14 protein-coding genes and 1 other annotated feature are annotated in these 13514 nt (G+C 53.1%); of the genes, 3 read left to right on the forward strand and 11 right to left on the reverse strand.

Annotation, left to right across the window (positions count from 1 at the left end; all coding sequences use genetic code 11):
• Positions 1-14 precede the first annotated feature (14 nt).
• The 6 genes from thrC to yjjY form a co-directional block, all read right to left on the reverse strand.
• On the reverse strand, positions 15-1301 hold the full coding sequence (gene thrC, locus FDW87_RS16395; RefSeq protein WP_137379949.1) for a threonine synthase: 1287 nt from the start codon (positions 1299-1301) through the stop codon (positions 15-17).
• A gap of 3 nt (positions 1302-1304) precedes the next feature.
• Positions 1305-2234, reverse strand: a complete 930-nt coding sequence (gene thrB, locus FDW87_RS16400) for a homoserine kinase (RefSeq protein ID WP_016155645.1) — start codon at positions 2232-2234, stop codon at positions 1305-1307.
• Between the two features lies 1 nt (position 2235).
• Positions 2236-4698: a bifunctional aspartate kinase/homoserine dehydrogenase I gene (gene thrA / locus FDW87_RS16405; protein ID WP_047414492.1), complete on the reverse strand. Its 2463-nt coding sequence runs from the start codon at positions 4696-4698 to the stop codon at positions 2236-2238.
• Positions 4699-4721: 23 nt separating this feature from the next.
• Positions 4722-4848 (reverse strand) — a sequence feature (Thr leader region).
• On the reverse strand, positions 4778-4843 hold the full coding sequence (gene thrL / locus FDW87_RS16410; protein WP_032337689.1) for a thr operon leader peptide: 66 nt from the start codon (positions 4841-4843) through the stop codon (positions 4778-4780). It overlaps the preceding feature by 66 nt.
• Positions 4849-5054: 206 nt before the next feature.
• Positions 5055-5741 (reverse strand): tRNA/rRNA methyltransferase, encoded by a 687-nt coding sequence (locus FDW87_RS16415; RefSeq protein ID WP_016155643.1) that lies wholly within the window; start codon positions 5739-5741, stop codon positions 5055-5057.
• Between the two features lie 399 nt (positions 5742-6140).
• Entirely contained in the window at positions 6141-6281 is a 141-nt protein-coding gene (yjjY, locus tag FDW87_RS16420; RefSeq protein WP_042998021.1) for a protein YjjY, read from the reverse strand.
• Positions 6282-6376: 95 nt separating this feature from the next.
• Here yjjY and arcA point away from each other — a divergent pair, with 95 nt between their 5' ends.
• The gene (gene arcA / locus FDW87_RS16425) at positions 6377-7093 is read left to right on the forward strand and encodes a two-component system response regulator ArcA (protein ID WP_001194359.1); all 717 of its coding nucleotides are present in this window, start codon (positions 6377-6379) and stop codon (positions 7091-7093) included.
• Between the two features lie 60 nt (positions 7094-7153).
• Here the strand turns inward: arcA and creD are convergent, their stop codons facing one another.
• From creD to creA, 4 genes are read right to left on the reverse strand one after another with little or no spacing between them, the layout of a single operon-like run.
• Positions 7154-8521 carry a cell envelope integrity protein CreD gene (creD, locus tag FDW87_RS16430; RefSeq protein WP_137379950.1) on the reverse strand — a complete coding sequence of 456 codons (1368 nt, stop codon included), beginning with the start codon at positions 8519-8521 and terminating at the stop codon, positions 7154-7156.
• A gap of 57 nt (positions 8522-8578) precedes the next feature.
• The gene (gene creC, locus FDW87_RS16435) at positions 8579-10003 is read right to left on the reverse strand and encodes a two-component system sensor histidine kinase CreC (RefSeq protein ID WP_137379951.1); all 1425 of its coding nucleotides are present in this window, start codon (positions 10001-10003) and stop codon (positions 8579-8581) included.
• The gene (gene creB / locus FDW87_RS16440; RefSeq protein WP_016151622.1) at positions 10003-10692 is read right to left on the reverse strand and encodes a two-component system response regulator CreB; all 690 of its coding nucleotides are present in this window, start codon (positions 10690-10692) and stop codon (positions 10003-10005) included. Before creB ends, creC begins: the two co-directional genes overlap by 1 nt.
• 12 nt (positions 10693-10704) lie before the next feature.
• Positions 10705-11178 carry a protein CreA gene (gene creA / locus FDW87_RS16445; RefSeq protein ID WP_016151621.1) on the reverse strand — a complete coding sequence of 158 codons (474 nt, stop codon included), beginning with the start codon at positions 11176-11178 and terminating at the stop codon, positions 10705-10707.
• 211 nt (positions 11179-11389) lie between these two features.
• Between creA and robA the strand changes: the two genes are divergently transcribed.
• Positions 11390-12259 carry an MDR efflux pump AcrAB transcriptional activator RobA gene (robA, locus tag FDW87_RS16450; RefSeq protein ID WP_003837295.1) on the forward strand — a complete coding sequence of 290 codons (870 nt, stop codon included), beginning with the start codon at positions 11390-11392 and terminating at the stop codon, positions 12257-12259.
• Here the strand turns inward: robA and gpmB are convergent.
• On the reverse strand, positions 12256-12903 hold the full coding sequence (gpmB, locus tag FDW87_RS16455; protein ID WP_016151619.1) for a 2,3-diphosphoglycerate-dependent phosphoglycerate mutase GpmB: 648 nt from the start codon (positions 12901-12903) through the stop codon (positions 12256-12258). The genes robA and gpmB overlap by 4 nt on opposite strands.
• A 52-nt stretch (positions 12904-12955) precedes the next feature.
• Here gpmB and yjjX point away from each other — a divergent pair, with 52 nt between their 5' ends.
• Positions 12956-13471: an inosine/xanthosine triphosphatase gene (yjjX, locus tag FDW87_RS16460; RefSeq protein ID WP_137379952.1), complete on the forward strand. Its 516-nt coding sequence runs from the start codon at positions 12956-12958 to the stop codon at positions 13469-13471.
• Positions 13472-13514 lie beyond the last annotated feature (43 nt).

Below are 13514 nucleotides of genomic sequence, written 5' to 3' on the forward strand. Positions count from 1 at the left end.
AGCGGGCACAACCGTTAACCGCGGGTCATCATCAGCTTGCGCAATTCAGCAAAATCAGCAGGCAGGTGATGAGAAAGCAGCGGCAGGTCCGCGCGTTCCGCCAGCGCTTTTGGCAGAGCCAGCGTCAGGTCAAGAATCTCTTCAACGCTTTCTTTAAACTTGGCCGGATGCGCAGTGCCGAGGAACAGGCCGTACTCGCCAGGGTTCAGTTGGTCACGCAGCGCACGGTAAGCCACCGCCGCATGCGGTTCTGAGGTGTACCCCATCTCATGCAGCTCACGCATCGTGTCCTGAGTAGTGGCATCGTCAACAGCGGCATAACCCAGCTCATTCAGACGCCAGATTTTACGGCGGAACAGTTCTTCCACCCGCGGCCAGTTATTTGGCTGGCTGACATCCATCGCATTCGACAACGTCGCCTGAGTCGCTTTCGGCGCCCACTCACCTTGTGCAAGAAAGCGTGGAACCGTATCGTTGACGTTGGTCGCCGCGATAAAACGCTTCACCGGCAAGCCCAGTGATTTTGCCAGCAGCCCGGCAGTCAGATCGCCAAAGTTGCCGCTGGGAACGGAAATAACCAGCTGATTACGCGCCTCTTGCGGCAGTTGAGCCACGGCCTCAAAGTAGTAACAGATTTGCGCCAGCAGACGGCTAATGTTGATTGAGTTAGCCGAATTCAGCCCCAAAGCTACCTTCAGCTCTTCGTCATCAAACGCCTGTTTCACCAGCGCCTGACAGACATCAAAATCGCCATCAATCGCCACGGTTTCAATATTGCCACCCAGTGTACAGAACAGTTTTTCCTGTAATGGGCTAATCTTGCCGTTCGGATAAAGGATCACCACGCGCACATTTTTCAGACCATAAAAGGCATGTGCGACTGCCGCACCAGTGTCTCCAGAGGTCGCCGTCAGAATGGTGACCGGTTTGTCGCCGCTGATATGCGTCAGCATCTGCGCCATAAAGCGCCCGCCAAAGTCTTTAAATGCAAGCGTTGGGCCGTGGAACAGCTCCAGACAGCCGATATCCGCGGCAACCTGAGCCACCGGCGCCGGGAAGGCAAACGCCGCACGCACGCGCTGTTCCAGAATCTCCTGTGGGATTTCATCACCGATAAATGCGGAAAGGATCTTCGCGCTGCGGCTAACGAAATCCTGGTTCAACATCTCATCGACTTCTGACAGATTGAATTCCGGCAAATCGTGCGGAAAAAACAATCCCTGATTCTTGCCAAGCCCTTGCGTGACGGCCTGTGCAAAGCTGACCTGTTCGTTATGATCTTTCAGATTATACAGTTTCATTGATTATCCCAGTACCCGTGCGCCCGCCGTGTCCAACCGGCAAATATGAACAAAGCCTTCCTGATTTTGCAGATAATTTTTACCCAGCCAGTCTGCTACACGCTGCGCCGTATCCGGCTTGTCGCACAAAGCGAACAGCGTCGGCCCCGAACCGGAGATGCCGCTGGCCAGCGCCCCGATTTCCGCTACCGCCTGACGCGCCTGGCTAAAGCCTGGCAGTAGGCGGGTACGGTACGGCTCAGCAATGACATCTTTCATCAGCTTCGCGGCAAGCCCTGGCTGACGGGAATAGCAGGCATGGATAAACCCAGCCAGATGCCGCCCGTGGGCGATACAGTCCTGACGGCGATACTGCGCAGGTAAAATCGCCCGCGCTTCTGCCGTCGACACTTTAATTCCCGGATACGCGAGTACCCACAGCCACTCATCAAAGCCTGGCACCTGCTGACTGATAATGCCGTTTTCTTCGATCATTAACTGCATACCGCCTAAAAAGCACGGGGCGACGTTATCGTAATGAATACTGCCGGAGATACGCCCTTCCAGCTCACCCATTATCGCCAACAGGCGCGTATCGTTGAGCGGTTTACCGCAATGCTCGTTCATGGCGACCAGCGCCGCTACAACGGAACAAGCGCTGGAGCCTAACCCGGAGCCAATCGGCATATTTTTTTCCAGCGTCATCGCCACCGGAACGCTTTTACCCAGCTCCTGACAGAATCGCTCCCAGCACTGGTAGACAATATTTTCTCGCGGCTCAGGCGGCAGCTTATTGGCAAAGCGACCAAGGTTGTTAAGGCTGAAATGGTCAGCCGCCTCAACGGATACCACATCGCCTAACAGCGAACCGTCCACCGGAGTTACCGCTGCTCCGAGCACATCAAACCCGACGCTCATATTGGCGCTGGAAGCCGGGGCATAAACTCTCACCATGTCAGACTCCTAACTTCCATGAAAGGGTGCGTAGCAGGTCGGCAAATACGCCCGCCGCCGTCACGTCGTTACCCGCGCCGTATCCGCGCAGAACCAACGGTAGCGGCTGATAATAGTGGCTGTAAAACGCCAACGCGTTTTCACCGTTTTTCACTTTGAACAGCGGATCGTTGCCGTCTACTGCTTCTATTTTTACGCGACAGACGCCATCCTCTTCAATATTGCCAACATAGCGTAATACTTTCCCCTCATCACGGGCTTTCGCCACACGCGCGGCAAAGGCGTCATCCAGCTGCGACAATTTAGCCATAAACGCGGAAACATCACCGGAATCATCAAACTCTTTTGGCAGGACCGGCTCAATAACAATGTCAGAAAGCTCCAGCTCACGACCGGTTTCACGGGCCAGGATCAACAGCTTACGCGCCACGTCCGTACCGGATAGATCGTCACGCGGATCGGGTTCGGTATAGCCCAGCTCACGCGCCATGGTGGTGGCCTCGGAGAAGCTCATGCCTTCATCCAGCTTGCCGAAAATAAACGACAGCGAACCAGAAAGAATGCCGGAGAAACGTTGCAGTTCATCGCCCGCGCTGAGCAGATTTTGCAGGTTCTCAATTACCGGCAAGCCCGCGCCTACGTTGGTGTCGTACAGGAATTTACGACGAGACTTCGCCGCAGCAAAACGCAGCTGATGGTAGTAATCCATCGACGACGTGTTGGCCTTTTTGTTCGGCGTAACCACATGGAAGCCTTCGCGCAGGAAATCCGCATACTGATCCGCAACCGCCTGACTTGACGTACAGTCGACAATCACCGGATTGAGCAGATGATATTCTTTCACCAGACGAATTAAGCGCCCCAGGTTGAAAGGCTCTTTCGCGCTTTCCAACTCCGACTGCCAGTTTTCCAGATTCAGACCATGGACGTTGGTCAGCAGGGCCTTCGAGTTCGCCACACCGCACACGCGCAGATCGATATGCTTCTTTTTAAGCCAGGTTTGCTGACGTTTAAGCTGCTCCAGCAGCGCACCGCCCACGCCGCCAACACCAATGACAAATACTTCAATCACCTGATCGGTGTTGAACAGCATCTGATGGGTCACACGCACGCCAGTGGTCGCGTCGTCGTTATTCACCACTACCGAAATGGAACGCTCAGACGAGCCCTGGGCGATTGCCACGATATTAATGTTCGCACGAGCCAGCGCGGCAAAAAATTTCGCCGAGATGCCACGCAACGTGCGCATACCATCGCCAACAACCGAGATGATCGCCAGACGTTCAGTCACCGCCAGCGGCTCCAGCAAGCCTTCTTTCAGTTCGAGATAGAATTCATCCTGCATGGCGCGTTGCGCACGCGCGCAGTCGCCCTGCGGGACGCAGAAGCTGATGCTGTATTCAGAAGAGGATTGGGTGATCAGCACCACCGAGATGCCTGCGCGCGACATCACGGCAAAAACACGCGCCGCCATCCCCACCATGCCTTTCATCCCAGGGCCGGAGACGCTAAACATCGCCATGTTATTGAGGTTAGAAATCCCTTTTACCGGCAAATCGTCATCATCACTGCTGGCACCGATAAGCGTGCCGGGCGCTTGTGGATTGCCGGTATTTTTAATCAGGCACGGGATCTGGAACTGGGCAATAGGGGTAATGGTGCGCGGGTGCAGCACTTTAGCGCCGAAGTAAGAAAGCTCCATCGCTTCCTGATAAGACATCGACTTCAGCAGTCGGGCGTCGGGTACCTGGCGCGGATCGCAGGTATATACGCCATCGACATCGGTCCAGATCTCACAACAATCGGCGCGCAAACAGGCGGCCAGTACGGCGGCAGAGTAGTCAGAGCCATTACGCCCCAGCACCACTAACTCTCCTTTCTCATTCCCGGCGGTAAATCCTGCCATCAGAATCATATGGTCCGCAGGAATACGGCTGGCGGCTATGCGGCGCGTAGATTCGGCGATATCAACGGTAGATTCGAGGTAATGACCTACCGCCAGCAATTTCTCTACCGGGTCGATGACCGTCACGTTGTGCCCGCGCGCTTCCAGCAGGCCAGCCATGATGGCGATCGACATTTTTTCACCACGGCAAATAAGCGCAGCATTGATGCTGTCCGGGCACTGACCCAGCAGGCTGATACCGTGCAGGACGTGCTTAATCTGTGCAAACTCTTGTTCAACAAAGGCTTTGAGCGGAGCCTGCGGGAAACCCGGTTGCGCGGCGGCAAGACCCACCAACAGCTCAGAGAAAATGCGTTCGGCGTCGCTGATATTGGCTAAAGCATCCTGACCACCGATGGTCTTCTCAATCATCGCCACCAGATGGTTGGTAATTTTTGCGGGGGCAGAGAGAACGGTCGCGACCTGCCCCTGTCTGGCATTGCTTTCCAGAATATCGGCAACCCGCAGAAAGCGCTCTGCATTTGCCACTGATGTACCGCCGAACTTCAACACTCGCATGGTTTACCTCATTGCCTTTGGTCGAAAAAAAAGCCCGCACTGTTTAGGTGCGGGCTTTTTCTTGTGTTTCCTGTACGCGTCAGCCCGCACCGTTACCTGTGGTAATGGTGATGGTTGTGGTAATAGTGATGCTGATGCGTTTCATGATGTTGTGTGCTCTGTAATTATTTATTATCTGTCCTGTATTCTTTTAGGGTTAAAGTATCTGCTGACCTAAGTCAATAAATTTTTAAATTGGTCACATTCCGAAACTTGTTCACGAGCGACTGCTTGCCCTTTTAGTTTCGACCAATACAGTATGTCACCCCTACTTGAATCCAGAGCAAAACACCACGCAACAAATGTAGGTCGATATTTTATTTCGTGATGCTTTTTTCTATATCATGTAAAAAACGGTGCAACATTGCCGTATCTCGCTGCCCTAACAGACCCATTCGCTGTTGCAGCCAGTCCGTCAACTTGATGTCGTCAGAAACGTTCAGCGTGGCTAATAAACGCAAAACGCGCGCGCGCAATGCCTGTAGCTGAAGCTCATCCGTCACCTCAATGTTTTTGACGGGTTGTTGTATTAAACCTGCTAATTGATAGCAATACACCATCACCGCCTGCCCCAAATTGAGTGAAGGATAGTCAGCCACCATAGGTACACCGGTGAGTACATCCGCCAGGGCCAATTCTTCGTTGGTCAGCCCTGAATCTTCACGACCAAAAACCAGCGCGGCATGATCCATCCACGTTGATTTTTCCTGCAGCAGAGGAACCAGTTCGACCGGCGTAGCGTAGTAATGGAACTTCGCCCGACTACGCGCAGTGGTCGCGACGGTAAAATCTACGTCGTGCAGCGCCTCCGCTAACGTTGAAAAAACGCTAATATTATCAATAATATCGCCAGAACCATGCGCGACCCATCGCGTGGCGGGTTCCAGGTGGGCTTCGCTGTCAACGATGCGTAATTGGGTGAACCCCATGGTCTTCATAGCGCGGGCAGCCGCACCAATATTTTCCGCTCTGGCGGGGGCAACCAGAATAATTGTTAAACGCATTTCGATACTCTTTTTGGCCAGTCTGCAAGGAATAATGTGACGTGCTTCAACATATTACGCAGTGCGAATTTACATATTTTTAACAGAAATCACTGAAAAAGCATTTCGCATCCATTAAAAAATGCTAAACTATTTCCCGGGTGTACTATTGCTTTTTATGTTAACAAAAGTTGCATATCCCTCTGTTTATCCATGATAATTTAATTTAAAATGGATCGCACCGGTTGGATTCATTACATTTATTAATTTGCTCGTGCAACTAGTTGTAATATTGCAATTTTGTGATGAAAGCAAACATTTGGATACGTTGATTTCATCAAACTGTTAACGTGCTACAATTGAACTTGATATATGTCAACGAAGCGTAGTTTTATTGGGTGTCCGGCATGTCTTAGCCTGTTATGTTGCTGTTAAAATGGTTAGGATGACAGCCGTTTTTGACACTGTCGGGTCCAGAGGGAAACTACCCACGACCAAGCTAATGATGTTGTTGACGTTGATGGAAAGTGCATCAAGAACGCAATTACGTACTTTAGTCATGTTACGCCGATCATGTTAATTTACGGCATGCATCAGGCAGGTCAGGGACTTTTGTACTTCCTGTTTCGATTTAGTTGGCAATTTAGGTAGCAAACATGCAGACCCCGCACATTCTTATCGTTGAAGACGAGTTAGTAACACGCAACACGTTGAAAAGCATTTTCGAAGCAGAAGGCTATGATGTATTCGAAGCGACAGATGGCGCGGAAATGCATCAGATTCTCTCTGAATATGATATCAACCTTGTGATTATGGATATCAATCTGCCTGGGAAAAATGGCCTGCTGTTAGCGCGTGAACTTCGCGAACAAGCTAACGTTGCGCTGATGTTCCTGACGGGCCGTGATAACGAAGTCGATAAAATTCTCGGCCTCGAAATCGGCGCAGACGATTACATCACCAAGCCGTTTAACCCGCGCGAACTGACTATCCGTGCTCGTAACCTGCTGTCCCGTACCATGAACCTGGGTACTGTCAGCGAAGAACGCCGTAGCGTCGAAAGCTACAAGTTCAATGGCTGGGAGCTGGACATCAACAGCCGCTCTCTGATTGGTCCTGACGGTGAGCAGTATAAACTGCCACGCAGCGAATTCCGCGCCATGCTTCACTTCTGTGAGAATCCGGGCAAAATCCAGTCTCGCGCAGAACTGCTGAAAAAAATGACCGGTCGCGAACTGAAGCCGCATGACCGTACCGTTGACGTGACGATCCGCCGCATTCGTAAGCATTTCGAATCAACGCCGGATACGCCAGAAATCATCGCCACCATTCACGGTGAAGGCTACCGTTTCTGCGGCGACCTGCAGGATTAATTCAATCCTCACTGGTATAAAAACGGCGCTTTATGCGCCGTTTTTCATTTCCCTACAGCCCTATTTCCACAAGCGAAATTCGTCGCTCTGCGCAGGCTGAAGCTCTGGAAGTTCTGTAGATTTTGGCTTTGCTTTTGGCTGTGCCAGCGAGTGCCAGTCAAGATGACGCGTCAGGAACATGACCCCACAAAGCGCGAACAACAGCACGCCGGTTCCCAGCAGTAAAGAGCTATCCTGTGAACGTAGCAGCACCCACATCACACCATCCAGCCCCAGCAGCGCCACGGTGAACAAAATACTGTTCCGCCAGCCCTGCAATATCGCCTGCAGATACACACCGTTCATCAACGCCCCCACCAGACTTGCCGTAATCCACGCCGCCGTAAAACCAATGTGTTCCGACAGTGCCAGCAGCAGCAGATAAAACATTACCAGCGATAGCCCCACCAGCAGATACTGCATCGGGTGCAGGCGCAGATTGGTCATACTTTCAAGGACGAAGAAAGACATAAAGGTCAGCACAATCAGCAGGATGGCATACTTTGTCGCCCTGTCCGTTAACTGGTACTGATCTGCAGGCGTGGCGACGGCGACGCTAAACGCTGGCATGCCCAGCCAACCAATCTTTTCGTCGTTAAAGCGCTCGCCGAGGTTGTTCGCAAACCAGCTGCTTTGCCACTGAGCCTTGAATCCTGATTCGCTAATTTCGCGCTTAGCCGGGAGGAAGTCCCCAAGAAAGTTGGGATGCGGCCAGTTGCTGGTTAAGGTCATTTCACTGTTACGTCCAACCGGAACGACGGAGAAATCGCCGGTTCCGCTCAAATTAAGCGACAACGCCATGCTCAGATTTTGCTCAGCCCAGCTCGCATCGGGTAGCGGAATATGGATCCCCTGCGCACGTCCATCCAGCCCCGTCCCAGGCTCAACGGCCAGCGACGTTCCATTGACCTGCGGCGCTTTTACCACGCCAATCCCACGCGCGTCCCCCACGCCAACCACAATAAACGGTTTGCCGATGCTGATATTTGGATGATTTAAATCACTTAACCGTTCGGCGTTAAACTCAGCCTTCACCGAAACATCATTGTGCCAGACCTGGCCCTCATAAATACCGATTTTACGCGCTTCAACGTTCTGATTCCCCTCAACTACCAACGACTCCGGCAGCCAGAAATGGATATAGCTACGCTTACGCTGGATTTCTTTGCCATCCTCCAGTGAGGTGTAAAGTTCCGTTACCGGAATGGCTATCAGCGGTCCTACCATCTTTTGCGGCCCGCTGGTGCTCTGTCGGATAGCATCTTCGACTTCATCGCGGTAATCCGATCGCTCCACGATGATCTGCCTGACCATCGTCAGCGGGATTAACAGCAGCAGTATTGCGCCACCTAAGGTGACTATTTTCCAAAACAGGGGTGATTTAAACATAGCGTTCTCCTTTGCAATATCAGCAAGGTAGAACAGCTATGTGCGGAGAATTTGAAGTTATGTGAAGTGAGCGTGAAGCGTAAACGAGGCCTGTGCGCCGCCTTGTGGTCGGTTGCACAATGTCACCGTCCCCTCGTGCAGTCGCGCAACCTCACTGACAAACGCCAGCCCTAAACCGCTGCTCTTATGCCCATTTTCACGGGGCAGCGAATAGAAACGCTCAAAAATACGCGGCAACGCGAAGTCGGGGATCCCGCTGCCACTGTCGATTATCTGCAATGTGACCAGTTCATCCTGCTGATGCGCGCTCAGCGTAATCGTCCCGTCCTGTGGCGTGAAGTCGATAGCGTTGTCGAGCAAATTCCCCAATGCCTGCTCCAGTAACGCAGGATCGGCGGCGACGCTAAGCGATGAAGGCATAATGGTAAGCGTGATGTTTTTTGCCGCCAGTTGCACGCTACGCGCCTCTTTGAGCTGAGCAAACAGCGCATCTACCGCCACTGGCGTCAACGTAATGTCCTGTCGATTCTCCAGCCGCGCCTGGCGTAACAGGGTTTCGACCAGCGCCTGCATGCGCGCATTTTGCGTCAGGATATTATCGGTAAAGCGCGCAACCACGTTCGGCGGCGGACCTTCGCGCAAAATCTCAGCCGCGCCGCGAATGGCCGCCAGCGGACTTTTCAGTTCATGCGTTAACGCATAAACATACTGCTCAATGTAGTTCTTGCCCTCCAGCTTCAGTCGCATACTTTCCAGCGCCTGCGCCAGTTTACGTAGCTCGCTGCTGCCTAAATCAGGCAGTGGGACGGGGCGATTCTCGGTAACGGAGTCGGCATAGCGCGCCAGCCGGGCAATGGAGCTGTTTATCCACCATACCATCCCGATACCAATCACTAAGGCAATGCCCAGCAATACGGCGCTGGCCCACAGCATCCGCCGTTCACTGCGTTTAATCACCGGCGCCATCGCCGCATTCGGTTTACCGACGCTAAGCACTCCGATAATACGTCCGCTGTCTACGATCGGCGCGGCCACGTACATCACTGAACTTTCCGGATCGTTCGGGTTTTGCGGCGTACTGCGGGCGCCATATTGCCCACGCAGGGTTAACCACACGTCGTTCCAGCGAGAATAGTCCTGACCGACAGCCTGGTTTGCGGAATCAAACAACACTTTACCCTGCGCGTCCGTCATGTAGACATGGTATTCATTACGGACTTTGTTAATGCCGCTGATATTGGCGCTGAATGGGCGGTTATGCAGTTGCGAAAATGCCTGCGCCAGCTTGCCGTTGGCGGGAGAGTCAGAGAGCAAGTCATCGCGCGCCAGCGCAGCCAGCAGCGTGGCGGTATCAATCAAAGTGCCTTCGGTTGCCCGGCGGACGCCTGGTTTAATTTCCTGTACAAAGATCGACAAAACGAACCAGGCGGCGACGGCAACAATCAGAAAATAGCCGAGCAACAAACGCATGCCAATGCGCATCAGACGCTCCTCAGGCTATATCCCATACCGCGATGCGTATTGATGGGGGAAAGCTCAGGGTTGATAGCCCGCAGCTTGGCGCGCAGCGTTTTAATGTGGGTATCGACCGTTCTGTCAAAGGTGTCCTGTGCATCGGCCCAGACTAAATCCATCAACTGCTGGCGTGAGTAAATGCGCCCCGGCGACAACAGCAGCGTTTTCAGCAACAGAAATTCATAGCGCGTCAGGTTTAACGGCTTGCCGAACCAGGTAATCTGCGCGGCCAGCTCATTAAGTTCAAAATCACCGCAGCGCGTCGTCGATGAAGGAGCAGAGAATTTCTGCACCCGCCGCAGCAACGTACGCACGCGGGCGCACACCTCGCGCGGTGAGAAAGGCTTGGCAACATAGTCATCCGCGCCAATTTCCAACCCCAGCAGGCGATCCACCTCATCGCTACGCGCGGTCAGAAACAGGATCGGCAACGCTGGATGCCGCTCCAGCAGGCGTCGACACAGTTCAAAACCGCTGATATCCGGTAGCCCGACATCCAGAATGATTGCATCAGGACAACGCTGGCGAGATTTCTCCAGCGCAGGTAACCCGCGCTCAAACGCTTCCACGCTAAAACCTTCCTGCTGCAGCATGTAGATGAGCGTATCGGCAATGCCCTGCTCATCCTCAACCAACCAGATCAACGGTTGTTGCATTTTGCTTCCTTGTTATTCCCGCCACGGCATGATGGGCACCGCGCTGATGGCATTTTTGGGCGATCCATCGACCACTTTATCTGAATAGGCCAGATAGGCCAGTGCATTACGTTTCGCGTCGTAAAAACGCACGACCTGTAAGGATTTAAACACCAGCGAGGTACGTTTTTTAAATACCACTTCGCCCTGCGCTTTGCCGTTCTTGATTCTGTCGCTCAGTTCTACCGGCCCCACCTGCTGACAGGAAATGGCGGCATCGGAGGTATCTTCCGCCAGCCCCAGCCCACCTTTGATGCCGCCGGTCTTCGCCCGGCTCACGTAGCAGGTCACGTTGGTAACATCAGGATCGTCAAACGCTTCGACCACAATTTTATGATCCGGCCCAAACATTTTGAACACCGTATCGACAGATCCAATCTGCTCCGCATGGGCGACCTGCGCTAACATCAGCAGAATTGAGGAAATGATTAAGCTCTTATATTTCATATTGTTACCATTTTTAAAAGTTACTCTGTGTAATTATTCGACATTCTAAGATAAAACGTATACAGATCACAGGATTACAATAATCACGCTTTCGAATGATCGAAAAAAGCATTTATGAGCAAAAAAAACACTGAATGCTAAAACAGCAAAAAATGCTATTATCCTCATACCTGACGTCAGGTACTCGTTGTTGAAAGGATGAGGATATTTTATGGATCAGGCTGGCATTATTCGCGACCTATTAATCTGGCTGGAAGGTCATCTGGATCAGCCTTTGTCGCTTGACAATGTGGCGGCAAAAGCAGGCTATTCCAAGTGGCACCTGCAGAGAATGTTTAAGGACGTGACGGGCCATGCTATTGGCGCCTATATCCGCGCCCGTCGTTTATCGAAATCCGCAGTGGCGCTGCGCCTGACTGCACGCCCAATTCTGGATATTGCGCTGCAATATCGCTTTGACTCTCAACAAACCTTTACCCGCGCGTTCAAGAAACAGTTTTCCCAGACGCCTGCGCTGTATCGCCGTTCGCCGGAATGGAGCGCGTTTGGTATTCGCCCGCCTATGCGACTGGGTGAATTTGCCATGCCTGCGCACGAGTTTGTCACGCTGGAAGATACGCAACTGCTTGGCACCACGCAAAGCTATTCCTGCTCGCTGGAGCAGATTTCAGATTTCCGTCATGAAATGCGAATTCAGTTCTGGCGCGACTTCCTTAGCCAGGCTCCTGCGATCCCACCGGTGCTGTACGGGCTGAACGAAACGCGTCCGAGCATTGAAAAAGATGACGAGCAGGAAGTGTTTTACACCACAGCACTGACGCCGGAACAGGCCAATGGTTATGTGCCGTCGGCACAGCCTATCCTGCTACAGGGCGGCGAGTATGTGATGTTTACCTATGAAGGGCTGGGGACCGGTGTACAGGAGTTTATCCTGACGGTTTACGGCACATGCATGCCAATGCTGAACCTGACGCGCCGTAAAGGGCAGGATATCGAGCGATACTACCCGGCAGAAGATGCCAAAGCGGGAGATCGCCCGATCAACCTGCGCTGCGAATTCCTGATTCCGATTCGCCGCTAGCGCTGCAGTTCGTCTAACGCAGGGGCGTCCAGATGTGAGATGTCCCCTGCCGTTTCAACTACCCATCCCGGCGCAAGCCACAAACTTTCCTGGTAATCGACGCGAGAAATAGAACAGTTGCGCAAACGCAGGCGACGTTCAGCCCATGCCGGTAATCCCAGAATCGTACTCACCAGGCAACCCAGTGCAATACCGTGACTGACCAGCAGCGGACGACTCCCCGGCGGCAGCTCCAGACAGGATGCCAGCGCCGCGTGGACGCGATCGCTCAGTTCCTGCATCGATTCCCCTTCAGGAATACGCCCCTCCACCGTACCGTTCACCAACTGGCGACGCCAGCCCTCTTCTTCCGACGTCAGCGTATCGATATGGCGTTGCTCCAGCACGCCCATATTCAGCTCGCGCAAACGTGAGTCATAGGTGATATCACAGCCACAGGCCTGGGCGATGATTTCTGCGGTGCGTCGTGTACGACCTAAATCGCTGCTGATGACATGCGTAATACCAAACGTGCGGGCGCGTTCGCCCACCTGCATGGCTTGCTGTTCACCTTTAGCGGTCAGTGGGCTGTCTGACTGGCCTTGAATACGTCGCTCGGCGTTCCACTGCGTTTCGCCATGGCGAACAAGGTATACCTGTAACATGCTTTTTTTCCGTTATACTGCGATGCGATGAATTTTCAAACTGAGCTTAATTATGCACAAGGTTATCTCTGCGACCACCAATCCTGCCAAAATTCAGGCAATTCTGCGGGCATTTGAAGAGATTTTCGGGGAAGGATCCTGCCATATTGACCCCGTCGCCGTCGAGAGTGGCGTGCCGGAACAACCTTTCGGAAACCAGGAAACGCGCACTGGCGCACGAAATCGCGTTGATAATGCGCGCCGTCTGCACCCGCAGGCTGATTTCTGGGTCGCTATTGAAGCGGGTATTGACGACGATGCGACCTTCAGTTGGGTGGTGATTGATAATGGCGTCCAGCGCGGCGAAGCCCGTTCAGCCACGCTGCCATTGCCAGCTGTCATTCTCGACAGAGTCCGTCAAGGCGAAGCGCTCGGTCCGGTGATGTCGGACTACACGGGTATTGATGAGATTGGCCGTAAAGAGGGCGCTATCGGCGTCTTTACCGCGGGCAAGCTGACGCGCTCAAGCGTATACCACCAGGCGGTGATTCTGGCGCTCAGCCCGTTTCATAACGCAGTGTATTTATAGCGTTGTGCCGGATGGCGGCTTCGCCTTATCCGGCCACAACCGC

It is taken from the genome of Citrobacter sp. wls826 (genome assembly GCF_005281245.1).
GTDB classification, from domain to species: domain Bacteria; phylum Pseudomonadota; class Gammaproteobacteria; order Enterobacterales; family Enterobacteriaceae; genus Citrobacter; species Citrobacter braakii.